This window comes from Bifidobacterium thermophilum, assembly GCF_037482445.1.
GTDB lineage: Bacteria > Actinomycetota > Actinomycetes > Actinomycetales > Bifidobacteriaceae > Bifidobacterium > Bifidobacterium thermophilum_B.
Window position 1 is genome coordinate 1 of record NZ_JBBHLY010000008.1, and the last position, 24405, is coordinate 24405.

Consider the following 24405-nt stretch of genomic DNA (forward strand, 5'->3'; position numbering starts at 1 on the left):
ACCACCCAAACCAACCAACCAAAACACCCGCGCGTCGCCACCACGGCACACGCAATACCTTCTACGGCACCTCGTTCCCTGTCATGACCAATCGTCATAGCAGAGGACCTCGGCCCACAGCACTTCACTGCGGACCGAGGCCCTCTCTCTCCCCTCAATGACTGGAAGCGATTCGTCATCGTTTCCGCTGGGAAACAGAACGCCACGAATCAGTCTTCGAACGTGACATCAGGCTTACCGTTGGCGATGTTCACCGTACCGGACAGCGAGAACGAGAAATCCTCGGTTTCCGGTGTCCAGGTATTCTGGTCGAACCAGTCCTGTTGCTCGTACGTCAAGGTCGCCTTGCCGTCACCGTAATCGGTTCTGAAACTGATTCCGCTCGAAGTGATGCTGATGTCTTTCCGCGTGATCGCCGGGAACTTGGTGATGGTCCACGACAAGTTGCGCTTGCTGTCGGTGCTGTAGATCCGCTCGTTGAGCGGGCATGCATCCGATTTGGCATCAGATACCTTGCCGCATTTGCCCAGCTTCGCTTTCATGGCATCGTTGATGGCTGAGACCAGTTTGTCGGTCGCCTTCACCTTGATGCTTGCCTCCGCCATCGAGCTCGATGAGCCACCGGTAACATACTTGGTCACCGAGGAAGCGGTGAGGTAATCGTTCTTCGGCAACGAGACCGTGTACGTACCGGGGTACACCGCGAAGACCAGATACCCGTCGCTCGAGCCCGCTCCGGCGTTCTTCTTGGAGACTTTGACATTGTTGATCAGAACTGAATCAACGGCGTCGAAGTTCTCAACAGCGATATTCGTCAGCAACGGCTTGGAGACCACCCACTTCGGGAAGAACAGCATGGTGCTGCCATCTTTGCGGAGTGTGAGCGTGCCTTTCGTTACCGTTCCATGTACCGAGTATTCAATCTGGGCGGTCGCATCGGAACCGTTGACGGTGACCGAATCGACTTTCGGGGAAGACAGCGCATTCTTGCCGTTGCCTGACGCGGCCGAGGTCAGCAGTGCCCGCCTGTTCGTATCGATACCGGGGTCGACGGTCTTCGAAGCGGCATCATAATCACCTGAGGACAACTGGCCGAGATACTCGTTCACGGTGTTCTTCGGGTTGAACACCGTCGAGGTGAGTATGCCGATAGTCGCCGCGGCGACAACGAGCACACCGACGATGATGCCGACGATGATCATCGTCTTCTTGGCATTCGGGGACATCGGCTGCACGGCTGCCGGAGTGCCGGGGACACCGGACACCGGCGGTGTTGCAGGAGCGGCCGAAGGAGCGGCCATCTGGACAGTGCGCGGATCGCCGTTATTCTGTGCGCCGCTTCCCGGCATCGCAGGAGTCACGGGCGAAGGCACGGACGGGGATACACCGCCCGACACCGTTGCCGCCGGAGCAGTTGCCCCGGATGAACGCCGGTTCATGGCGTTGCTGTAGTCCAAGACCTCCTTGGGGGTCGGGCGAACCGTGCCGCCGACGATGAGCTTCCACAGCCCGGGGACAGACACGATAATCGAAGGCCCGAACGTCAACGCGACGATTTCCACGAGGAAGGACCAGAACGCAGCAATCAGGAAGGACCACATTGCCGGCATCATGAACGCGGTGTGGCCTCCCGCAGAGCCGCCGACAGAAAGCGTGGCATAAGAGAACACGAGCCAGAACACCGCTGCCGCAAGCGGCGCTTTCCAGGAATGCTGCCATCCAGCGTAAGCGGGGTCATACATGTTGCGGGCCGCTTCACGCAAACCGAGGTACAGCGTAGCGATGACGACCAGCAATACATACAGCCAGAACCATCCAAGTCCGCTCACCGACGATGCTCCGACGGAAGAGGTGAGAAGACCGAGGTTCATCCCGGCATTCCCACCGTATGCAGCCATCGCCCCGAGCGATCCCACGCTGAACAGGAATCCGGAGATCATCGGAAGCAATGCGGGGAAGAGCAGGATCAGCGCGGCTTCCCCTCCCCGGATCGACGCGAATACATACAGGATGAGCGCAACGGCGAGCGCGAGAACCGCGAATACGAACAGCGTTTCCGCGAAGGTGCGGATGAAGCCGCGCGCACGGTGGAACCACAGATGCATGGCCGAGAATACATTCGACGCGTCAGGAGTGGTCTGGGCGAGCGCATAGCCGGCAAGCGCGCCGCCACCTGCGAACAGGAAAGCCATCAGGAAGGTGCGTACGCTTGTTCCGCTGACGGTGACCGAGGAAACCTGGATACGGCCGACCAGGGCGAGCAGTTCATAGACGATGCCTGCCGCCACGCCGATCACTGCGGATGTCGCGACACCCATCCAACGGAAGCGGATGGTGTTTTTCCTACCGAACATATACACGCCGAAAGCGACACCCAGTGCGAGAGCGTATCCCGATAGTCCTGCTCCCATCCAGGCCGAGCCTGAGGCCGAAACCGACGAGAAGAGCCCGTCGCCTTGATAGTTGATGGAGAATCCGCCTGCGATGCCCTGGATCATGAAGAAGATGATGGACTGCAGGATGTTCATGCCCTGGACATCACGGGCATTGCCCAGCAAGTCTGTGGAAGTGGGAGCTCCGAGGGAGCCGGCAGAGTCAAAGACCTGGTCGAGTACCGAGGAGGAGACTGCGAGCGCGAGGATTGCGGTGATGAGCGAGGTGACGAAAGCCGCGCCGACACCGATGCCGAGTCCGATGCCGCCGCTGCGCGCAAGGTTTTCCATATCGATGGGTTCTGCGGTTCTTTGAACCTGCTGCTGCGGCGCTTGGGCGCTGGGCGGTTGGGGAGCCTGAACGAATCGGGGCTGGGGTTGGGGCATCGTCGGGGCCGAAGAGCCGGGTGCGGGGGATTGCTGTGTCGCTGTCGGTATGGAGGATGCCGCCATGGCAGGCCCTGTGGCATGGGCTTGCGCCACCGGTGCCGTCGCCGGCTGCTGCGGGAGGGGCGGCATGTCCATAATGGGCTGGGGCACTACCGGTGTGGGTGCTGGCGCGTTCCGGCTCGGCATGGGTGTAGGCATGGGTACCTGTTGCGTGGGCACGTGCGGCACGGATGGCATGGGAACCGACTGCTGCGATGTAGTCTGGTGTTGCGCAGCCTGCGGAGCGCCATCCGTGGTCTGTATCAGTTGTCTTCCGCAATTATTGCAGAATCTGGCGCCATCAGCGACAGCGTTGCCGCATTGAGGGCAATACATGGGGATATCCTTTCTTCTCCGGCTCCTCGAACCATACCGGCGAAGAGCCTTGTGCCTTCAACCTCAGGATAATCCCAGTACCAGAACATACGGCAAATCCGGATCACCCCGAATGCATTATCGCAATGCCGTCCATGCGCTGGCTGAGATATCACGGATGTCCGCCTGTGCGGTGGCAGACGAACCGACGCCTTCGCTCATGACAGCGATGACATAGTCGCCCTGACCGGGTTGAGATCCCGCGATAGTGCGGCCATCATCCGCCGCAAATACCATGGCTGAGTCATTTTCGACTCCAGGGCTCTCCCCCGTCTTATTCGCGACGCTGATTTGCGTCGGCAGCCCCGCAGGAATCTTGCTGCGGCGTTGCTGCCCGAGCATCAGGTCAATCATCCGCTGGCTGTATTCGGCTGACACCAACTGGCCCCGGCATGCTGCCGCGAGGAAACGCCCTTGGTCGTTTACGGAGGTCTGTTTGCCGGTAGTGCCGGTCAGATCACCCATCCGCTGGTTCAGGTGCGATTGTGTGAATCCGTATTGTCTGGCGATGGTGTTGACGGCATCGTAGCCCGCCTGTGTATCGCCTCCGCCAAGCTGGTCGACCAGGGTATTCGTCGCTTCGTTCGAGCTGATGGTGATCATCTCGGTGAGCAGATTATCTGTGACGGCGGTATCGGAAAACATCCCGTCATGCATACGCTGGAAGACGGCAAGCATGACCATGAGCTTGATCACGCTTGCCGAATACTGCTGATGGCTGTTGATGCTGATAGCCGCGCCAGTCGGCAGATCCTCGATATACACCTGCCAAGTACCGTCATACCCTGAGATCTTCTGCTGCAACTGGGCTGAAAGCGAGTCAAGGGTCTGTTGCCTGTTGCGTCTAGCCGTTTCACGGGAATCGGGGGTATCCGATGGAGATGGATTGGATTGCGGCTGGCCGGTTGCAGTGCGAGATGAAGCGGAGGAACGGGCAGCCCGGCGTGAGGATGCCGATGACGCGGATACCGTCTGCCGCGACGCAGCAGCATGCATGAGCGTTGCGGATATTGCCGCTGCCGTGCAGACCAGTGCGATGGTCACGACGACAGTGACACCGACCACAACCGCGCGACGCCGATGACCGCCCCGGGTAATCTTCGAATGCCGGGCCATGGGGACTCACTTCTCGGAAACGAACATGTTCTGCCAGACCTGCTTGAGCACATTCGATGTCAAGGATGCCGCCTGCTCTTTGGTCTGCCCCTGGGGCAAAACCACCACAGCCACCTTCTTCGAACCATTGGAGACCACCATGTAATAGTCGTAGGCGTCACCGACCCCCATGCCGCGATGGGCATGCACCGTCGCACCGTCCGGCACGGCGACACCGTCCGACGCGATGTTATAGCCCAGCAGACCATCCTCGCCTTTGGTCATCAGCTGTGTCAGCATTTTCGCGGCATCATCCGAGGACGTCGTATTGTCATACCCATCCTCGGAAGCGTTCACGTCGCCGTAGAGATGTTCGAAACTCGTGTCATCGTAATCGTGGGCTTTAAGCCAGCTGTTGAGCATATCCATGCCGCCGTCACGATCGATGAGCTCGTTCGCCTTGCCGTTGTCCATGGAAGACAGCACCGATTGGTATCCACCGGCCGGGCTTCCGCCTACCAGATCGTAATACGCGAGCCACGGCGGCAAATACAGCCCCGCGGCGCTCATCGAATACGAGGCTTTGCTCGACGAATAGCTTTTCAAATTGTCGCTAGTCATCACCGATACGGCTGCATTACCCGACCCGCTGTTATACGTGTCAACGATGGCGTCCATCACCTGCTTGTCCAGCACACGCGAAGCGGTATCGGGCGACGCTGATGGGGACTTCTTAGCGGCGGCGGATTTCTTGGGTTTCTGGGTGGCGGATTCCTTCTTGCCGCTCTTCGTGGCAGCGCTCGGAGCCGAAGCCCCTGCCTGGGTCTGAGAACCATTGGATTTGCGGGACTGCCAGACCAACACACCGGACACGACAAGCGCAATAACGACAATAATCGCGATGATTATCAATGCAAGACGTCGACCTTTCCCGCCTGTCACGGTGGCAGTGCGGTCGGGATTCGGGCCTGCAGGTGATGCCGGTACCGCGGTTGGGGGCATGGGGAATCCTGCGGGCTGCATCGATGGTCCATCCGCAGCAGACGGGGACGGCGCAGAAGGCAGCGGCACGGCAGACATCGGCACGGTCGGAGAAGACGCGATCGGCTGTTCGCCGACAGGTGCCGGCAGCGGCACGGCCTTGCCTTGAGTGGCGGCGGCATCGGCGCTGATATCAAGCGGCTTGCCGCATGTCGTGCAAAACCGCGACGACGACTCATTGGCTGCGCCGCACGCGGGACACGTACGAGTGTTGGCCTCGATAGACGGCTGGGGAGCCGGCGCATCGTCCTGTGCAAGCTTGTTCCCGCAATTGGTGCAAAACGCATAATTATCTTCGTTCCATCGACCGCAAGTCGTGCACTGTCTCATTGCCATTCCCTCATTCTCGGTCCCCTTTGTTTTACAGCGCAATGCCGCAAAACTGGCTGATTTCTACAAGCTTATACCGGCTCATCTACACAGTTGAATTGTCTGCGAACACGACACGCCGGGAATGCCATTAGTGAATGTTTAACACAATATGATTGTTGACCTTTCGGGCGTTCTTGTGGCTTGGGATTGCTGCTCGCGCCTGTAGTCATGCGGGTTTTCGAGTGGTTGGTTTCCGGTTGGAAAGCGGGATGCGGATGCCGGAGCATACCAGGTAGATCACGTCCATCATGTTCCCGATGTTCCGGAAACCGTATGCCTTGCGGATGATCAGTCTGATCTTGTTGTTGGCCGCCTCGCCGCTCGCGTTGCCCGTGCCCAGGCGGATAGTTGTCCGGGATGTGCTCCTTGTGCGTTTGATCTTGGTGTACGGTTCCCTGAACTCCGGAATTCCTTCAGCCGGATCGCCCGGCACAGTTTCGGTTTTCCTGCGTTTCAACCGCACGCCCTCAGCAATCCTCACAGCTTGTTTGCGGGCGCGCGCCAGCGTTTCATGCGCACGTCGGGCACGTCCATTGCCCATTCGACGACTGTTGTGCTCATTAAGAAGTGGACGGTTTCGTCACTGTTCTAGACAGTCGGGCGTTCGTTTTGAACGGTGCGGGCGGTTGCGGAATAGGACACCGTTGCCGTCCCGATTCCCTGAAAGATTCCCGAGGAACTGACGAAACTCCTGCAGCTGGGCTTGAACCAGCGACCTTTGGTCTGATCTTCTATCCGACAGTTCCCGGATACGCCCGGCAGACAACAAGACCTTGGCTGCGTTTCATGCACTCCAGTACAACAGTCTCGGTCAAAGAGGAATATATGCCGCCACAACTGCAAGTATCACAGCAGGAAGCATATTGGCAACCCTGACTTTCTTTCCCCAGACCAGGTTCAATCCAACACAAAAAATCAATATCGACCCGATCAAGGAAAGATAGTTCATTGCCAGGTCTGTCATGATTGGTTTGAGGAAAGCAGCAAAGACCGTTATCAGACCTTCAAACACCAGAACCGGAATTGCAGAAAAGCCACACCCCTTTCCAAGTGAGCATGTCATGACCATGATGATAACGAAATCCAGGACGGTCTTCGTCGCAAGAATCGACCAGTCCCCGCGGATTCCGTCCTGAATGGCGCCAACGATAGCCATTGCACCAATACATACCGTCAGAGATGCTGAGACGAACGCATTAACAAAATCTTTGTCCTTTGCGTTCCCTGTTTTGATCTTCAGCCATTCTCCAAAGCGCTCGAACAGACCTTCAATATTGATGATTTCACCGACGAGCGTTCCCAACGCAAGGCAGATGGTCACGAGCATTGCCTGGCCGCTGGCAATAACACCGTTGTTGACCGTTAGCATTCACTGCATCGCGCCTGCAATGCCAATGAACAATACACTGATGCCGCAGGCCGTAGTCAAGGATGATTGGTGACGCTCCTTAAGCAGTCTGCCGAAAAAATGTCCGGAAACACCGCCAAGAACAATCCCCGCTGTGTTGATTATTGTGCCTAATCCAATCATTATGAAATAATCACCCTCGGTTCTCCCGGAAATGAACAGATATCGCCTTTCCGCCCTTACCATAGAATGCGGCCATCGTCTCGTTATCTTGATTCGCCAAACCAGATGATGGCGGATTGGCTTCCAACACGGCAACCCTTGCCTAGCAGCGCAGGTCCTCATACAAGAGGCACTCTATATGAATTCACTTGTCTTCGAGCATAGCACTGATTTCAACTCTCCCACTCTTTGAAAACTGTTGATACACCTTGATGATGGTCTCATGCAACTTTCCCTCATGGTCGCAGAGCGAGCCGAATGGACGGACAAGTAGCCGGGATGCGCCGACAAGGCCATCTCGACACGCCGGAATAACACACACATGTTGGGTTATAGGCCAACATGTGTGTCGGTGATAGGTCAGTCAGGGGTGCCGTGGCATTTGGAGCATCGTGAAGTGCTCATTCCACCAATTCGGCACATTCAAACCGCCCACATGCCTTGCGCCGCAACCGGTCCGCACTGATTCCGGACACGCATGCGGCCGGGCTCGAAAGTGGGGCTGAGGATTCGAAACCACGACATGCCCGGCAGGACAACCCCTCACATCCGATTCCGGACACACATTTGGCCAATAACACGCTGATGGGTATGAGTGCTCCTTCTACATGAAGGATTAGAAGTGCTTCTTGAAAATTGAAATAAGCTGCTCGGTGCGCATTGCATTAGGTCTAGGAGCTGCGCCATGAATAATTTTCTCAATCCTAGGGGTGTCCCCATACACGCGAGATAGCGCACTAGCAAAGGGGGCTCTGCCATTCCCCTCACCTGACAACCAGTAATAGGCAGCATTTCCAAAAGCAATAAGCAATGGTGGGACTCCGTTGTTCCCCCGGGTACATATTTCTAGCTCAGTTTGGAGCAGATCCGCGCATCGTTGGACAAGATTATGGTCTTCTTTGGCTTTTTTCTTCAGGTCTTTCGCATCTCGTGTTGGCGCAAGTTTGAAAACATCCGTCATATATGGAGCTGGAGCAGCCACACCTTGTTCATGAGGGATTTCATCAAGAGCAGCAGGCAAAGATTTCTTCAGCCGCGTGTCTCCACCATGGCGCTCGGCATGGAAGTTTTGCCAGTCCTTGATGTCCTTTCCCACTTCAGTTCCACCCCAATTAAGTCCAAGAAAAACAACTGATGTCGTCATAGGAGCAAGTGATTGAAATTCATCTTCGTTGTCGGCTGTGATGGGTGCGAGATCATACGTGGTATTTCCCCACCGAGCCCATGATGCGGCCTGTCCAAGGCGAAACTTTCGCTGTGCAATCGCGACATCTGAAATCGAAGTATCGGAAATATCGAGAGTTCGGAGCTCTTCATGAATCTCCCAACTTACTGTAGTTGCAAGCATGACTCACCTCGCGTTGATTAGGTCTATACGTATCTGATTCTCTAAGAATACTCTCAGAGGTTAAATGACAGGATAGTGTTTTTATTCTACCGCTTATCCCTACTGCCACAAGGCGTGTCGCGTTGTGTTTTATGTCCGGGCATTATCGGCGTACCCACTTGACTTTTCTGGAAAATCTGATCTGGCAGTGTCAGATGACAGGTGAGAGGACATCATACCAGAGACCCTCCAAATAGCAGTCAGCAGAAGGGAATGACGCCATCATCCACACGAATCGGGGCTTGGTGCGGGCAACGACCGAGCAGGATGGGCATATAGGAAGCAAAGTTATTGCTTATAATCCCCGCAAGGGTTGTGGCAGTAAGCGTGTCCGGGTATTGAAACTTGCATCCCGCGCCTTCGCCGGCCGCAGGGGATGCAATCGGGCTTGCCGCGCGGCCCGGGGAGCTGTCAATCGCGCGTATGCCCGGACATACACCGCGCACCGGAAGCAGCCGCCCGACAGACCTGATACGCCGGTAGCATGGCGCCGCGTATGCCCGGACATACGCGAGCCGGCGGATGCCAGGCGATCTTGTCGTTCCTCTGAGCCTTCCATCCGGTTGTGTATGTCACCGCATACGCCACGAAATGGAACGTCTCAAGCAATAACTTCGGTTCCTATATGCCGGAATAAAACATACATTCTGTGTCATGTAACCCGGGCTATTGACAATTGATACAGAAAAAGCCCCCGGTGACCCGGGGGCTGATGGAGCTCCTGCGGCTGGGCTTGAACCAGCGACCGTCCGATTAACAGTCGGATGCTCTGCCAACTGAGCTACGCAGGAATATCTGCTTTCGCTTTGTCCGTGGGGTTAACTCCCGCGCACAATTGATATATATTACACGCGGCGAGCAGATACGCAAATCGGAAACACTATCGGCGTGTCGCCCCATAATTCCAAGGGGAAATCAGGGGCGAAGCGCTGATTATGGAGAGGCGTCACTGCGAAATCCACGGCGTGTGTTTGCGAGAATCCGCTCGCACAGCAGACGGTTCGATCATCGAAACAGGGCGATCGGCCAAGGCTGATGCCTGCTATGCGAGGTTTCACTCACAAAGCGAGCAGCAGAACAGCATTAATCCGCCATTCGGCCCCGTGTGGGGTGTTCTGCGTGAGGATTCACTCACACAGAACACCCCACACACGCTTGAATCAGCCTTCCCACCACGCCGCATGTCCGTGTGCGAGGATTCACTCGCCAGTCAATCTCGCGAAGCCCCGAATCCCCAAATCGCACTCCAAAGGCCGCCGGAATGCGAGAATCTCTTCACACCGCGCCCGTCTCCGGCGATGCCATGCCTGCATGCACCGCCGTTCCCAATACCGCAGCGCCCGCAGCACCAACACGCACACCCCACGTTGCACTACTCGCAGCGGCGCAGCCCCAGCTCACACGCTGATCGTCGTCAGCGGCATGGCCGAGTCGATCGGGAAATCAGGGTCCGAAGATTTGACACCAGCCTCCACAAGATTCACTCCCAGCATCGCGACCATCGCCCCGTTGTCCGTGCACAGTTTGATCTGCGGGATACGCACCTGCACCCCGCAACGCTCCCCTTCCTCAAGCAACTTGGCCCGCAGCTGGGAGTTCGCCGAAAAACCACCGCCGACGATCAGCGTCTTCGACCCGTATTGTTCGCAGCCATGCATCGCCTTGCGGGCCAATACGCTCGCTACGGAATCCGCCAACGACGCGCACACATCATCCACCGGGATGGCACGTCCTTCGGCCTGCTGCTCCTCAATCCACCGGGCGACAGCGGTTTTCACGCCAGAGAAGCTGAAATCGTACGGATGTTCCCGACCTGCCTTGCCTTGCGTCAACCCCTGGGGCACGCGGATGGCGTGCGGGTCGCCCTGTTGCGCGTGCCGGTCGATATGCGGGCCGCCGGGGTATGGGAATCCCAGCAATCGCGCGACCTTGTCGAAGCACTCCCCCGCCGCATCATCGAGCGTGGTGCCGACGACATCGATATGCCGCGCGACATCCTCGACATGCAGCAGTGACGTATGCCCGCCGGAAACAATCAGCGCGAGCGTGTCCGGCGGGAACGCGCCGAATTGCAGCTGCGTGACCGCGATATGCCCGATTACGTGGTTGATGCCGTAAATCGGCTTGTGCGCCGCCCATGCGAGCGCTTTCGCCCCCGAAACCCCGACCGCAAGGCATCCGGCAAGTCCGGGGCCCGCTGAGACCGCTATCGCATCGACATCGGAAAGTTCAAGCCCGGCGTCGGCGAGCGCCTGCTGGACGCACGGGACGAAGGCTTCGGCGTGGGCACGCGATGCGATTTCGGGGATGACGCCGCCGTAGCGCGCATGCTCGTTCATGGATGAGGAGACGACGTTGGATAGCAGGGTGTGACCCCGGACGATGGCCGCGGCGGTTTCGTCGCAGGTGGATTCGATGCCGAGGATGGTTGGCTGGTTCATGATTGGTTCCTTTGGATGCTGATCATATGCGTTGCGCTGCGTTCCGTTCACGCTTGTCGTGTTTCGTGCTGTTCGTATGTGTCTCAAGGCGTTTCACGGGTCATGTCGTATGCCGTCGTCGCGCCGCCATCGGGAAGCGCGAACCCTGCGATGTGCGGGGTCAGGTCGAGCGCCATGGTGTAGGCGTCGACGTTGTCCGGCTGATAATAGCGCTTGCGCCTGCCAAGTGTGGTGAATCCTTGATGCCGGTAGAGTGCCAGTGCCGCGGTGTTGTCGACGCGCACTTCGAGCAGGATGCGCCGGGCGCCTTGCGTTCGCGCGCGGTCGACGAGTTGGCCCAGCAACCGTGTGGCGATGCCTTGGCCTTGGTGTGCGCGGGCGACGCCGATGGTCATGATTTCGGCGTCGTCGCCGTCATACCAGTAGCCTGCGTATCCGCGGATGGGCAGGGTTCCGGGTTGTGCGGTCCGCTCTGGATCGGTGTCGAGGTCGATGAGGTAGGTACGTGCGGGGGCTGCGAGTTCCTGGCGGATCATGGTTGGTGTCCATGCCCCGCGGCCGAACAGGTCGTGTTCAAGTGCAGCGAGCGTGGCGATGAGCGGTTCGCGTTCGAGTGTGGTGTAGTCGACGATCATGGGTTTGGGTTTCGTATGCCGGTTGCGTTGGACTGTCAGCGTGCGTCGGCTGCGGTCGCCGCTCCGTGGTTGAGCACGTGTTTGAGCGGGTTGGGGATGGATACGTCAGGACGACGCAGGTAGAGCGGTTCTGCGGGTGCCGGCGTCGCCGCATTGTTGAGTTGGGTCATGGCGAGTTCGGCGAAGGCCTGCAAGCCGGCCTTTCCTTGTTCCGGCAGGGAGGCGTCGAGGACGGTGCCCTGGTGTTCGAGCCGGTTCCAGGCTTCACTATAGCGGTGGGCTCCGTGCCCGATGACGTCGATGCGGCATTCACGCCCGGATGCGTCCTGGAGCTGCCGTGCGGCGGCGTTCACCCGTTGCACGATGGTGTCCGGATAGTCGATATCCATGCCGATGAGCGTGGCGAGCCGGCTGCGCTGTTCGGTGGTTTGTGAGGCCTTCAGGGTGTTGCGGTAGGCTTGCGCGTCGGTGAGCTGGAAGTACAGTTGGCGGCGCCTGGCATCGTTGACGGCGAGGATGAGTCGGCGCGGTGAGGCCGGTTCCGGCGTATCCGGATCCGGTTCGGCATCCTGTTCCGTCTGCTCGCCGGTCACGGGTGAAAGGCTGCCGTCCCCGTTGCGTAGGATGCCGAACAACGCCTGCGCGTCGAGGATGTCCTGCCCGATCAGTTGGGCTCCGGTCGCGAAGTCGAGCGCCTTGGCGGTGACGATACCCGCCCGCAGCCCGGTGAATGGCCCTGGCCCGGTGCCGACGATGATGCGGGTGATGTCTTGCGATTGGATTCCTGCTTGGTCGCAGGCGCGCGCGATGTTGACCTGGAGGCGTTCGACGTGGGTTCGCGAGTCGGTTTCGATGATGGGCTCGTATCCTGCGAGCCCTACCGTCGAGCCGTATGATGTGTCGATGACCAGCGTGTGCGCCATGGTGCCTCCTGCGTGTTTCCGGATCCTCAGTTACTTTACTCTTGTCACGCGCTTGGCGCTCAGGGCTTGGAGGGCGGGAGTGTCCGCGGGTGCCGGCGGGCACGGCTGGCCGGGAATAAATCGCCGCGATCGCAGCGCTGTTACTGTGTGGTTAGTGTGCGCCGGCGATGCTGCCGATACGCTCCCGCCAGGTGCCGCCGACGGGAATGAGGGTGACGGTCCGGGTGCCGTCGCTGGTCAGTTCCCGCGCATCGGCGTCCGCATCGGTTTCCGTAGTGGCGTCCGCACCGTCGTCTGTTCCACTCTCTGCGTCGGCAACGGCGGGCAGTGGCCGGCCGATGTGGATGTCGAGCCGTTCGTCGGCGAGCGCGGCGGCCATCTGTTCGCCCCATTCCATGAGGATGACGGTGTTGTCACCGGGGTTTTCGAGCTCTTCGTCAAGGCCGATGGATTCGAGTTCGTCAAGGAGCCTGTCGACGCTGTCTTGCCCCGGCGCGTACGCATTGCCGCCGAGCCGATACGCGTCGACGTGGATGAGGGTTGCCGGCGTGCCATCAGCGAATCGGCCGTGTAGTTCGCGGGCGATGGTGAAGGTGGGTGAGACGACTGGTTCGTCGGCGTGCAGTCCGGCGCCGATGCCTTGGGCGAGGGTGGTTTTGCCGGCGCCCAGTGGCCCGGACAGGAGCAGGACGTCGCCGCCATGGAGCAGCCCGGCGATGCGGGTGCCGAGCGTGCGCATGGCATCGGCAGTGGGGGCTTCGACGGTCAGCGGCGTGGTGGATGTGGTCGGTTGGGGCATGATTGTGCTTTCTTTGGGTTGTGGTGTGCTCAGGGTTGCAGTTACGCGGCGGGTTTACCTTTGCGGGCGATGAGCTGGATGGCTTGTTCGAGCGCGTAGACCGGGTCGCCGCCGTTGGTTTTGCTTTGCTCGTCCGCCCGGGCGAGCTGTTGGATGCACGCGGACAGTCCTGCGGAGGTCCATCCGGGCAGTTGGCGCATGGTGTTGCGCATGACCCATGGGTTGACCTTGGCTTCCGCCTGGCTGATGGTGCCGGAACGTACGGCGGCGGCTTTGGCGATGGTGCGCAGTTTCATGGCGAGCGCGCCGATGAGTGCGATCGGGTCGGTGCCTTGCTGGACGGCCGACCGCATGGCGATGATCGCGCCGGTGGCGTTGCCGGCCATGGCGGTGTCGGCGACGGTGAAGCCGGTGACCTGCGGGTTGGCGGTCAGGTATTGGTTGACGCGCTCGAGGCTCATGGGGTCGTCATCGAAGTCGAAGCACAGCTGTTCGCACATGGCGGCGAGTTCGCCGGTGCGCTCGCCCAGGACGGCGACGAGCTGCTGGCATGCGGAGGGTTCGATGCGCCGGCGGCGTTGCTCGAATTGCTGGGTGACGAATTGGAGTTTGGCGTCGGTGCGTTTGAGGTCGGCCGGCTTGTTGTTGTATGCCCCGGCACGCACGAGCTGGTCGACGAGGCGCTTGCCTTTGACGCCGCCCTCATGTTGGGCGATGACGATGCTGGATTGCGCGGGATCGGCGAGCGCCTGCCTGCAATAGGCGACCATGGTTTCGCCGAGCGGCTCGTCTGCGTTCTGCAGGTTGCGCACGATGACGATGGATACCGGGGAGAGCAGGGACGGGCTGACGGCTTCGTCGAAGGCGTACCGGTCCGCGACGGTGGCGTCGAGTTCCACGGGTTCGGCATCCGGCCGGGCGTGCTGGGCTTGTCGCCGCAGGTCGCGTACGGCCTGGTCGTTAAGGTAGGGGTCGCCGCCGGTGACGATGCAGAACGGCGAGTGGGATGCGTTCGTGGATGCCATGGTTCCAATGTCGCGGTATCGGTGGACATCCGTCATGCCGGTGGACGGCTTGCCGACCGGTCGTTGCCGGGGCGGCGAGCGGTCTGCCATTGGCTGTCGAGCATGGCCCGGGTTTCGGCGAACCATGCCGCAGCACACTGCCATATCGGACGATGGTATCGCGTGCCGCTGCCGTGGTCTCGCCTGCGATGCACGGCCGTCAGCATGGCGATGATGGTGATTTCACCGGCGAACGCCAGGAGGCTGCCGTATATGCCTGACGGCCATGCCAGGCTCGCCCATGCCGGCGCCCCGCACGCGTGCGCGACCCATGCCATGACCGCGGTGCCGCAGCTGGACAGCCATGCGGCGGCGAAGGCGATGGAAGGGGCGAAAGGCGCGAGCACCAGGGCGAGCAGCCCGGTGATGGTGGACCAGCTGACGAACGGGGCGACCAGGAGGTTCGCGAGGGTGGACATGAGCGGGATGCTCGGCTCCATGAGAATCTGGATCGGCAGGGTCAAAGCTTGCGCGGCGATGGTGACGCTGACGGTTTGGGCGAGCGCACGGGGCATGCGACGGGCGAGCAGCCGTTCAATGAGATCATTGAGCAGGGTGATGCCGAGCACCGCTGCCGCCGATAGGGCGAATCCGTAGCTTGTGGCTTTGCCCGGGTCGGCCAGGAGAATCATGATGACACTCCAGGACAGGGCGCTGGTTGCCTGGGGGCGGCGCCCGGCGAGCATGGCGAGGCAGCTGAACCACCCCATCGCGAGGGCGCGGAGCACGGAATGCGAAGGGTAGACGAGCATGGCGAGCCCATGATAGGCGGACAGTACGGCGAGCGCGGCGACGGGCCGTGGCAGGCGGCAGGCGGCGCACGCCCAGAGCACCAGTTGGGCGATGAGGATGAAGTGGCCGCCGGAAACCGCCATAAGGTGCATGATGCCGGCATCTCGGAATTCCTGTTCGACACGATTCGCATATGTGGCGTCCAGCCCGCCCGTGTCGGCAGGCCCGGCGTAGGACTGGCCGAGCATACCGCAGGTGACGCCTGGCACGAGAATCTTGCCTTGGTCGGATAATCCCGCGGTGAGGGCGGTGAAACGGTGGCGCATCCGGTTGGCAAGCGCACGCGGCGCTGCCGGCTGGCGGATGATGGCGGGGACGGTCCGGGTGGTGGCCCAGACAGGCCGGCTGCCATAGCGGGCGGGGCCAAGGCCCGCTTCGGCGCGGATGAGCATGCCGTGGTCGAGTCTGGCGCATGCGGCGCCGGCGGCGAACAGCCGCGCCGGGGCGTGTGACGGCTCGGTGCCGAGACGAGTGACGGTGATGTCGGCCTGGCAGTCGTATCCGCGCACGCTGGACGCGGCAAGTGGCGTGTCGATGCGCGCTTCCACACTGACTGGCGTCGCGGTTCCCGCTTGCGCGTACCGGATGGCGGCATCCCGTGCTTCAAGGCTCCGGTGGACACCCGTGGTGAACGCCCCGGCAAGCAGTGCCGTGACGATGAGCATGACCACAATGCCCGCCTGCCGGCAGCGTTTCGTTGTGGCTGCCATACCGTGCCGGTGACGCCGGCGGTACCGTAACGCCATGACGCCGGTAATGCCGGCAAGGCCGGCAAGCGCGGCGAGCCCCAAGATGACGACGACCAAGGGCACGCCGGAGGCGAGGCTGGCGGCGGCACCCGACGTGTCGAGGATGCGGTTGGCGGCAAGCTGTCCCGCCCAGAGGGCAAGCGCGACGGGCAGGGCTCGCAGGTCACGTCTGCCGTCGGCGTGGCGTGTGCCGCTCATCGGGCGACCGCCTGTGTGCGTATTTTTTCGAGGGTTTTCGCGCCGATGCCCTTGACGTTGAGCAGGTCGTCGACGCTGGCGTATGGACCGTGCTCGTTGCGGTAGTCGATGATGCGCTGGGCGGTGACCGGGCCGACACCGTTCATGGTCTGCAGTTGCGCGGCGTCGGCGGTGTTGATGTCGATCCGCCCGTCTTCCGGCTCGGCTGGCATGGAGGCGGGCGGCGTGGCGCTTGCCGTGCCGCCGGGGTCGCTACGTTCACGTGTCTGCGGCGATGCCGCTTCCCGCTGCTGCCGGTCGGGGGCCGATGACGGTGACGACGACGGCGGCGGTACTGGCGTCTCGGAGGATACGCCCGCACCTTCGAGACGGGCGAGGTTCGCGGATTGGCGGATCAGGAGCGTCAGGCTCGCGCACAGCGCGGCGATCAGGATGAGGATGATGATCGCAGCCTGCCCGGGCGTGCAGGCGATCCGCGGGCGGGGGCGGGCGGCCGACGGCGCGGCCGTATGGGGCCCCGCATCGGTGGCGCGCACGCCGCCAAGCTTCAGTATGGCGTCCCCGGTGAGACCTGCGCGTACGCGGGCGTCATCGTGCGGTATGCCCTTGCGTGCGAGTGCAGGCGGGGGCGGCGGGTCCAGCATCGGCTCCCCCGCCCCTGTCCCGCCGGAATCGTGCGAATAATGAAAACCACCCATGTCTCCAGCATGCCGGGGTCATGGGTGGTTTGCACGCCGTCAAGGCGAATGTGGTCAGAGGACGGTTCCGCGGGATGGAACGCCTCGGGACGGTGATATCACCGTCATCTCGAGGTCACTGCGCCGGTACGATCGACACGATCTTCGGGGCCTTGACGATCACCTTGCGCGGTTCCTTGCCACCGAGACGGTCGGCGACCGCTTCGAGCGCGCGCTTTTCGAGTTCTTCGGGCGCGATATCGGGGCTGACTTCCAACTTGGCGCGGATCTTGCCCTTGATCTGCACGACCGCGGTGACCGTATCCTGGCCGACGTAGCGTTCATCGGCCTTCGGCCACGGCTCGTGGGCGAGCGACTCGGCATGCCCCAGCCGGTTCCACAGTTCCTCGCAGATATGCGGGGCGATCGGCGAGAGCATGAGGATCAGCGGCTCCACGGCGGCGCGCGGCACCGACTTCAAGCCAGTCAGATGGTTGTTAAGCACGATGAGCTTGGCGATTGCCGTATTCGGGCGCATGTTCTCCATTTCCACGGTCACGTCGGCGATCGTGTTGTTCAGGAGCTTCAAGGTCTTCTCGTCCATCTGCTCGTCGGAAACCTTGATTTCGCCGGTGTTCTCGTCGACCACGTTGCGCCACAGTCGCTGCAGGAAGCGCATGCCGCCTATCACGTTGCGCGTGTTCCACGGGCGGGACTCGTCCAGCGGACCCATGCTCATCTCGTACAGGCGGAAGGTGTCCGCACCATAGTTCTCGTACATGTAGTCCGGGGTGACGATGTTCTTCAGGCTCTTGCCCATCTTGCCGAACTCGCGGTTCGCGTGCTGGCCGTGCCAGGTGAACGTCGGCTCGCCGTCCGGGCCGGCCGGGCCTTCCTCGACCTCGTCGGCCGGCACGTACTGGCCACGGTCATCCGTGTAGGCGTAGGCCTGGATCATGCCCTGGTTGAACAGCTTGTGGAACGGCTCGGTGGAGCTCACATAGCCCAGGTCGTACAGGACCTTGTGCCAGAAGCGCGAATACAGCAGGTGCAGCACCGCATGCTCCACGCCGCCGATGTACAGGTCGACGCCGCCGGATTCACCCGCGGTCTTGTTGTGGTGCGGGCCCATCCAGTAGTTGAACTCGTCGGTCTCGACCATGTGCTCGGCGTCCTTGGGGTCGATGTAGCGCATGTAGTACCAGCACGAGCCCGCCCAGTTCGGCATGGTGTTCGTGTCGCGATGGTATTGCTTGGGTCCGTCGCCCAAGTCGAGCGTGATGTTCACCCAGTCGTCGTTGCGGCTCAGCGGCGCCTCCGGGTTGGATTCCGCGTCCTCGGGGTCGAAGGTCTTGGGGCTGTAGTCGGGCACGTCGGGCAGGTTGATCGGCAGCATGCTGTCGGGCAGCAGGTGCGGTACCTCATCCTCGTCGTAGACGATCGGGAACGGCTCGCCCCAGTAGCGCTGGCGGCTGAACAGCCAGTCGCGCAGACGGTAGCTGACCGTGCCGTTGCCGACGCCGGCGGCTTCCAGCCATCCGATGACCTTGTCGATCGCCTCGTCCACGCGCAGGCCGTCGAGCGACAGGCTATCGCCCTTCGCATAGGTGGAGTCGGTGGAGGAGTTGATGACGATGCCGTCATGGGAGACGAACGGCGCCTTGCCCTCATAGTCGGCGAGATCGTCATTCGAGCCGGGCAGCGGCCTGACGGTGTAGATGACCGGCAAGCCGAACTTGGCGGCGAAATCGTAATCGCGCTGGTCGCCGCCCGGCACCGCCATGATCGCGCCGGTGCCGTAATCCATAAGCACGTAGTCGGCGGTGAAGATCGGCAGCCGCTTGCCGGTGATCGGGTTGGTCGCGTACAGGCCGGTGAACAGGCCGGTCTTCTCGCCACCCTCGTCGACACGGTCCTTGGCGGTTTTCGCCTCGGCGGCGAGGCGGTAGGCGTGTACGGCCTCCTTTGGGGTCGCATACCCGCCCTTCCAGGCATCCGGAACGCCTTCAGGCCATGCGGCGGGAACGTGCCCGAGCAGGTCATGCTCCGGGGAGACCACGGCGAATGTGGTGCCGAACAGAGTATCCGGACGGGTGGTGTACACCTCCATGTCCTGCTCGCCGTCCTCGGCGGCGACCGGGAAATGCACGGCGGCGCCGTGGGATTCGCCGATCCAGTTGCGCTGCATGAGCTTGACCTTCTCAGGCCAGTCGATGGTGTCGAGATCCTCGATCAGACGGTGGCCGTACGCGGTGATGCGCATCGACCACTGGCGCAGCTCACGCTGGAAGACCGGATAGTTGCCGCGTTCGGAACGGCCTTCGGCGGTGACCTCCTCGTTCGCCAGGACCGTACCGAGGCCCGGGCACCAGTTGACCGGGGACTTCGAGATGTAGGCGAGACGGAAATCGTTGAGCACGTCGGCCTGCTGGCGGGCGTCAAGCTCGTCCCACGCCTTGCCCTCAAAGCCGGGAACCGGCTTGGCGCCGGACTTGAACTTACCGACCAGTTCGCTGATCGGGCGGGCCGACCCCTTGCCGCCGTCGCGGCGGACGAAATCAGGGTCATACCAGGCATCGTAGATGCGGGAGAAAATCCACTGCGTCCAACGCATGTAATCGGGATCGATGGTCGCGAAGCTGCGGCGGTTGTCGAAGCTCAGGCCCATGCGATGCAGCTGGCGGCTCATATTCGCGATGTTCTGCTCGGTGGTGACACGCGGATGCTGGCCGGTCTGCACGGCGTACTGCTCGGCGGGCAGGCCGAAGGCGTCATAACCCATGGCGTGCAGCACGTTCTCGCCCTTCATACGGTGGTAGCGGCTGACCACGTCGGTGGCCAGATAACCGAGCGGGTGGCCGACATGCAGGCCCTTGCCGGACGGGTAGGGGAACATGTCCATGGCGAAATAGGGGGTACGGCCGTCGGCGTTCCTGCCGCTGCCGTCCGTCAGGTCGCCCTTGACGTTGGCCGCCCAGAACGTGCCCTGCTCATCCCAGGTCTTCTGCCATTTTTCCTCGATGGATTGCGCGAGACTGGCGTTGTAACGGTACGCCGGCTCGCCCTCATGCGCTTGCGTATTGTCGGTCATAGACAAGGATTATTGCCGCACAACGGGACACGATGCACCGACCTATCCATTATCCGAACGAATCGCCGGCGGGTTGAGCTTCGCTGACGGCGTATAGCCCAGCTGGCCGCTCATCTCGCTGGCGAAGGACCGCCAAGAGCCGGAGGTGACCATGTGCTTGAGGATCGTGTCGATCTTCGAGGCGAGCGCACGCTCCCCCGCCTTGACGCTGACCGCATGCAACGACGTGCCGAAAGTGTCATCGACGACATGCAGGTACTGCGAGCCCTCGTTGGCGGCGAGGCCGGCGAGCGCCGCGTCGTCGCCGCTGACCGCGTCCGCCTCGCCGACCAGGAGTGCGGTGACGCATTGCAGGTAGGTGGCCCGTTCCTCAATGTCCGCTTTGGGTTGGCGGCTGCGGATGCCGTCGGCGGCCCCCGATCCGGTGACCGTGCATACGGTGTGCCCGGCGAGGGCATCGGTGTCGGTGATGGTGTCGGCGTCATCGGCACGTACCAGCAGGCCTTGCGTGGCGCTCAGATACGGGCCTGCGAACGTGGTGGTGTCGTCGCTGGCGGTGATGCCGATGGGCAGTGGGGCCGCCACGATATCGACCACACGGTCGTTGAGCCGTTTGGCGTAATCGGATACGGTGACCGATTTGAAGATGATCTGCTTCTTCGCGTAGCCGAGCTCGTTGGCCACATAGGTGGCGACGTTGACGTCGAACCCGGAGTAGGAGCCGTCGTGCAGGCGGCTGAGCCCGGGCATGTCGGCGGCGACGCCGATGGTGATGGTCGGGCCTTCAGGCAGGTTGGCGGCCGCGGTTGACGCGTTTTCGCAGCCCGCCAGGGACGCCGCCATGAACGCGCAGCAGAGCGCGGTGGCGAGTATCCGTCGTGGTGTGCGCATCTGATCACCTCCGTAGTGTGTGCCGCCATGGTCCTCGTCGCCGCCGGCGATGGCGGATGCCGGCTGTGTTCGCTCTGCGGCCCCGCCCGGGCACCTGTGTGCCGGCGGCGGCACGGAACGGGGTCACTTGAACAGGCGGGAGCGGGCGAGGAACCATGCGGTCAGGCCGCCCGCGGCGACGGCGAGCACGATGACGATGAGGAATCCCCATTTGCTGGCCGTCAGCGGCATGCCGAGCATGCCGGTCTGGAAGTTCATGCCATACATGGAGAACACGAGGGTGGGGATGGACAACGCGATGGAGATGATCGTGAAGATGCGCATCACGTTGTTCAGGTTGTTCGACACGATCGAGGCGAACGCGTCGGTCATGTTCGCAAGGACCCCGCTGTAGATGTTCGCCATCTCGATGGCCTGCTTGTTTTCGGTGATGACGTCGTCGAGCAGGTCCTCGTCCTCCGGGTATTGCTTGATGCGCGAGAGGGTGGTGAGTTTTTCCATCACGATCTCGTTGGATTTCAGGCTCGTGGTGAAGTAGACCAAGGTCTTGCTCAGTTCGAGCAGCATGAGGATCTCGCGGTTCTGCATCGAGTGGCGCAGCCTGAGCTCGAGCTTGTCGGTCTCCCGGTCGATGATACGCAGGTAGCGCAGGTACATGGTGGCGTTGCGGTACAGGATCTGCAGGATGAACCGTGATTTCATGTACGTGTTGAACCCGCGGATCGTGCCTTCCATGAACGGGTGGAGAACCGGCGTGTCCTGCATGCATACGGTGATGATGAGGTTCTGGGTGACGATGATCGACAACGGGATGGTCTCGTACCAGTCCCTGCCGCTGCGTTCCTCGACGGTCGGGATGTCGACGATGATCATGGTGTAATCGTCTTCGACGTCCACGCGGGAGCGTTCCTCGTCATCGAGCGGCGCGCGCAGGTCGGCCAGATCGATGCCGGTCTCCTGGGAGACCGTGGCGAGCTCCACGTCGGTCGGTTCCGAAAGACATAACCATGCGCCGTTTTCCGGTTTCTCGATCTGCTCCACTTGACCGTTGATGGTGCTGAACATTCTCAGCATGCGCTCACCTGCCTTTCATTTATGCTCTCGCCGTACGCGAATCGTGCGCCTGAGCCACCGTCCTTCTGTGGATGTCCTCACGGCCTGACTCCAAACGAGTCGCGGCGACCGCCGAAGAATCCCAAACCAGCATAATCCCTCACGGCTGGGACGAAACCGCCTTCACGTGGTTTCGTCCGATGACGTAACCCGATATTCTGCGGATGTTTGCCTAACGGACACTCGGGCCTTGACGCGCAGGACCAGGTTGCACTGCGCGCGACACGTTGTCGGCTTGTGGACTGCGGCGATGCCCGCCATGTGACCGCCGGACGGAATCTCAATATCTCGCCGATGCGACCGATTCCATCGAGAAATCGAGAAGAAAGTCTGAATATCTCACCGCGAAGACGACGTCCCACGAGTCTTTGAGAACCCGCCGCCCGCATTCCAAACAGTCGACAGCCTGGAATCCTTGACATTCCAATCTTTTCAACAACCCGAACCCGCGCCCGCGCGCCGAGAAATCTCAATATCTCCCCAAAACGATCTCCGGACACGGGTTGTTCGGACATTCTTCTCACAATCCCGCCAGAACGGGGCGAAAACAAGAGATATTGCGATTGCACGCATGTCGGGCCGGTGATGTCGATGATACAGCGGAATGCCCGGCACATCCTGTCAGGCATTCTGTCAATCCAGAATTTCCCGGACCCTATGGGGTCTTCACTACCTCGCCAACCCTTGACAGCAGCATGAGACACTGAGACCCCGGCAACGATGTGCCGAGGCATTCACCGTTGATGTCAATAGAATGCCGTTGTCCGCTAATGCCATATCGATGACGCCACCATCTCAGCGGAAAAGACAGGTAGGGTTCTCCAGTTCGTCCAGCGGCGTGATATCCGCTGGACGGTTGTCGGCAAGATAGAGCTCGTCAAGATCGATCCGAATATCCCGAGAAAATAGCCGGGCTCGACTCGCTGCGAGACAGCCGAAAGCCGTTCACCGGATGCGACGGCGGACCGGCAATCCCGGCAACCGCGATCGGCGGGAAACAGAACACCCCCGGATTGCTCCGGGGGTGTGAACGTGCGCCAGACAGGATTCGAACCTGCAACCTGCTGATCCGTAGTCAGCTGCTCTAATCCATTGGGCTACTGGCGCAGTCGCTGCCCGCGAGGGATTCATGCATCTCCCCTGCGGCAACTCAGACATCATACCCACGTTTCGCGATAATCGCAACAGGCGTGTCTACATGGGCCAACACGGAAGCCCGGACATGCAACCCCGCGGAACACCGGCTGCGGCTGCGGGCTCGATCCGCCCGGTTGTGCAAGCCGTGGCATGCGCAACCGGGCAAGACCCATAAGGGACGACGGTGCCGATCGCGTCCGCCGAGCTATGCATGCCTTGGTATGCGCAACACGACAGTCATCACGCGGCGTCGACGTTCTTCCACACGTTCCGCAGGGTTGTGCATGCCCGGGCATACACAACCCGTCGGTTGTCGCAAGCCGCTGACGACATCCCCGAAAGTCTGCGGTGTTACGTATGACGCCGCACACGCAACGAGAGGGACGCCTCAGGCGATAACCATTGATTCCTATACGCGCGACATGTGCGAAAAGGGGCATATAGGGAATCGTGGTCATGATGTGGCCGAGCCCTTGCGGAAGTATGCGTGTCATGGGGTGATTCATCGTTCGCGTATTCACCCCCACCTATTGGGGACGTCGCGCCATCAACGCCGATGGATCCGTCAGTGCCGGCAGAAGGTTGCCGACCTGCGTCTACCGACACTCATGGCACACTCAGCGTCGGTGGAAGGTTATAGGTCTGCCTCTGCCGACACTGAGACGTTCCTAAACGTCGGCAGAAGGTGTGATACACGGCTTGCGAGCTACGGGAGCCACGGCACCGGAATGTATGTTGGCCTATACGCCCCCGAAGAACGAAGCCTCAAGCACCACGATTTTCCTATACGCTCGATAAGACGGTATGGCGGCATCCGGGGACCCGGGAATGTCGGGAGAAATGAAAAACCCGCATCGCGATTGCGATGCGGGTTGTCCGTGGAGCTAGGGGGATTCGAACCCCCGACCCCCTCCATGCCATGGAGATGCGCTACCAGCTGCGCCATAGCCCCGGTCGGTCTTCAGTTGTGATGTCCGTTGTTCGCGGACCTCGTATACAATACATCAGCTGCGCGTGATGTCAAAATCAGCCACGCTCTCGGCGTGTCGTTTTTTCGTCCACGTTCGCCGCCTCCGCGCAGAACACCGCCTATTCCCGCCAATCACAGAGGGTTCCCGCACGGCTGAGATGGTCACCGCGTGCTGAAATGGTAGGGAGAGATTACACGGGCATGCACTCCCCCGATGCAACGAG

Annotated in this window: 15 protein-coding genes, 3 tRNA genes and 3 pseudogenes; all 21 read right to left on the reverse strand. The window is 61.1% G+C overall.

Going from position 1 to position 24405, the window contains the following annotated elements; all coding sequences use genetic code 11:
• Nucleotides 1–209: 209 nt before the first annotated feature.
• Nucleotides 210–2723: a zinc ribbon domain-containing protein gene (locus WD012_RS05620; protein WP_339562793.1), complete on the reverse strand. Its 2514-nt coding sequence runs from the start codon at nt 2721–2723 to the stop codon at nt 210–212.
• Between the two features lie 408 nt (nt 2724–3131).
• A pseudogene (locus WD012_RS08480) lies at nt 3132–3197 on the reverse strand (zinc-ribbon domain-containing protein); the annotation flags it as partial.
• 117 nt (nt 3198–3314) lie between these two features.
• Nucleotides 3315–4040, reverse strand: coding sequence for a serine hydrolase (locus tag WD012_RS05625; RefSeq protein ID WP_339562794.1), 726 nt, complete (start codon nt 4038–4040; stop codon nt 3315–3317).
• A 318-nt stretch (nt 4041–4358) separates the two neighbouring features.
• Complete coding sequence (locus WD012_RS05630; protein WP_339562795.1) at nt 4359–5333, reverse strand: serine hydrolase; 975 nt, start codon at nt 5331–5333, stop codon at nt 4359–4361.
• 195 nt (nt 5334–5528) lie between these two features.
• Nucleotides 5529–5708 (reverse strand): annotated as a pseudogene (locus WD012_RS08485) (zinc-ribbon domain-containing protein); the annotation flags it as partial.
• 202 nt (nt 5709–5910) lie between these two features.
• Nucleotides 5911–6285 (reverse strand): transposase, encoded by a 375-nt coding sequence (locus WD012_RS05635; RefSeq protein ID WP_339562796.1) that lies wholly within the window; start codon nt 6283–6285, stop codon nt 5911–5913.
• A 270-nt stretch (nt 6286–6555) separates the two neighbouring features.
• A pseudogene (locus tag WD012_RS08490) lies at nt 6556–7437 on the reverse strand (DUF554 domain-containing protein).
• A gap of 493 nt (nt 7438–7930) precedes the next feature.
• Entirely contained in the window at nt 7931–8662 is a 732-nt protein-coding gene (locus WD012_RS05645; protein ID WP_339562798.1) for a hypothetical protein, read from the reverse strand.
• A 757-nt stretch (nt 8663–9419) separates the two neighbouring features.
• A tRNA-Asn gene (locus WD012_RS05650) sits at nt 9420–9492 on the reverse strand.
• Between the two features lie 606 nt (nt 9493–10098).
• Nucleotides 10099–11142 carry a tRNA (adenosine(37)-N6)-threonylcarbamoyltransferase complex transferase subunit TsaD gene (gene tsaD / locus WD012_RS05655; protein ID WP_339562799.1) on the reverse strand — a complete coding sequence of 348 codons (1044 nt, stop codon included), beginning with the start codon at nt 11140–11142 and terminating at the stop codon, nt 10099–10101.
• Nucleotides 11143–11225: 83 nt separating this feature from the next.
• Entirely contained in the window at nt 11226–11777 is a 552-nt protein-coding gene (rimI, locus tag WD012_RS05660) for a ribosomal protein S18-alanine N-acetyltransferase (RefSeq protein ID WP_339562800.1), read from the reverse strand.
• A gap of 35 nt (nt 11778–11812) precedes the next feature.
• Nucleotides 11813–12700 (reverse strand): tRNA (adenosine(37)-N6)-threonylcarbamoyltransferase complex dimerization subunit type 1 TsaB, encoded by an 888-nt coding sequence (gene tsaB, locus WD012_RS05665; protein ID WP_339562801.1) that lies wholly within the window; start codon nt 12698–12700, stop codon nt 11813–11815.
• Nucleotides 12701–12851: 151 nt separating this feature from the next.
• Nucleotides 12852–13499: a tRNA (adenosine(37)-N6)-threonylcarbamoyltransferase complex ATPase subunit type 1 TsaE gene (tsaE, locus tag WD012_RS05670; protein ID WP_339562802.1), complete on the reverse strand. Its 648-nt coding sequence runs from the start codon at nt 13497–13499 to the stop codon at nt 12852–12854.
• A gap of 41 nt (nt 13500–13540) precedes the next feature.
• A complete protein-coding gene (holA, locus tag WD012_RS05675) occupies nt 13541–14524 on the reverse strand; it encodes a DNA polymerase III subunit delta (protein WP_339562803.1) in 984 nt (327 codons plus the stop codon).
• A 32-nt stretch (nt 14525–14556) separates the two neighbouring features.
• Nucleotides 14557–16302, reverse strand: a complete 1746-nt coding sequence (locus WD012_RS05680) for a ComEC/Rec2 family competence protein (protein ID WP_339562804.1) — start codon at nt 16300–16302, stop codon at nt 14557–14559.
• Nucleotides 16299–16514, reverse strand: coding sequence for a ComEA family DNA-binding protein (locus tag WD012_RS08495; RefSeq protein WP_422614372.1), 216 nt, complete (start codon nt 16512–16514; stop codon nt 16299–16301). Before WD012_RS08495 ends, WD012_RS05680 begins: the two co-directional genes overlap by 4 nt.
• A gap of 601 nt (nt 16515–17115) precedes the next feature.
• Nucleotides 17116–20070 (reverse strand): leucine--tRNA ligase, encoded by a 2955-nt coding sequence (gene leuS, locus WD012_RS05690; protein ID WP_339562806.1) that lies wholly within the window; start codon nt 20068–20070, stop codon nt 17116–17118.
• A 42-nt stretch (nt 20071–20112) separates the two neighbouring features.
• The gene (locus WD012_RS05695; RefSeq protein WP_339562807.1) at nt 20113–20961 is read right to left on the reverse strand and encodes a transporter substrate-binding domain-containing protein; all 849 of its coding nucleotides are present in this window, start codon (nt 20959–20961) and stop codon (nt 20113–20115) included.
• 123 nt (nt 20962–21084) lie between these two features.
• Nucleotides 21085–22035 (reverse strand): magnesium transporter CorA family protein, encoded by a 951-nt coding sequence (locus WD012_RS05700; protein WP_339562808.1) that lies wholly within the window; start codon nt 22033–22035, stop codon nt 21085–21087.
• Between the two features lie 1072 nt (nt 22036–23107).
• Nucleotides 23108–23181, reverse strand: a tRNA-Arg gene (locus WD012_RS05705).
• A gap of 909 nt (nt 23182–24090) precedes the next feature.
• Nucleotides 24091–24163: transfer RNA gene (locus WD012_RS05710), tRNA-Ala, on the reverse strand.
• Nucleotides 24164–24405: the final 242 nt, after the last annotated feature.

Coding starts and splice junctions, on each gene's coding strand:
- WD012_RS05620 (WP_339562793.1), bottom strand. CDS start 2,723: ATGGAAAACCTTGCGCGCAGCGGCGGCATCGGACTCGGCATCGGTGTC.
- WD012_RS05630 (WP_339562795.1), bottom strand. CDS start 5,333: ATGCCCCCAACCGCGGTACCGGCATCACCTGCAGGCCCGAATCCCGAC.
- WD012_RS05635 (WP_339562796.1), bottom strand. CDS start 6,285: ATGGGCAATGGACGTGCCCGACGTGCGCATGAAACGCTGGCGCGCGCC.
- WD012_RS05645 (WP_339562798.1), bottom strand. CDS start 8,662: ATGCTTGCAACTACAGTAAGTTGGGAGATTCATGAAGAGCTCCGAACT.
- tsaD (WP_339562799.1), bottom strand. CDS start 11,142: ATGAACCAGCCAACCATCCTCGGCATCGAATCCACCTGCGACGAAACC.
- rimI (WP_339562800.1), bottom strand. CDS start 11,777: ATGATCGTCGACTACACCACACTCGAACGCGAACCGCTCATCGCCACG.
- tsaB (WP_339562801.1), bottom strand. CDS start 12,700: ATGGCGCACACGCTGGTCATCGACACATCATACGGCTCGACGGTAGGG.
- tsaE (WP_339562802.1), bottom strand. CDS start 13,499: ATGCCCCAACCGACCACATCCACCACGCCGCTGACCGTCGAAGCCCCC.
- holA (WP_339562803.1), bottom strand. CDS start 14,524: ATGGCATCCACGAACGCATCCCACTCGCCGTTCTGCATCGTCACCGGC.
- WD012_RS05680 (WP_339562804.1), bottom strand. CDS start 16,302: ATGAGCGGCACACGCCACGCCGACGGCAGACGTGACCTGCGAGCCCTG.
- WD012_RS08495 (WP_422614372.1), bottom strand. CDS start 16,514: ATGCCAGCCGAGCCGGAAGACGGGCGGATCGACATCAACACCGCCGAC.
- leuS (WP_339562806.1), bottom strand. CDS start 20,070: ATGACCGACAATACGCAAGCGCATGAGGGCGAGCCGGCGTACCGTTAC.
- WD012_RS05695 (WP_339562807.1), bottom strand. CDS start 20,961: ATGCGCACACCACGACGGATACTCGCCACCGCGCTCTGCTGCGCGTTC.
- WD012_RS05700 (WP_339562808.1), bottom strand. CDS start 22,035: ATGCTGAGAATGTTCAGCACCATCAACGGTCAAGTGGAGCAGATCGAG.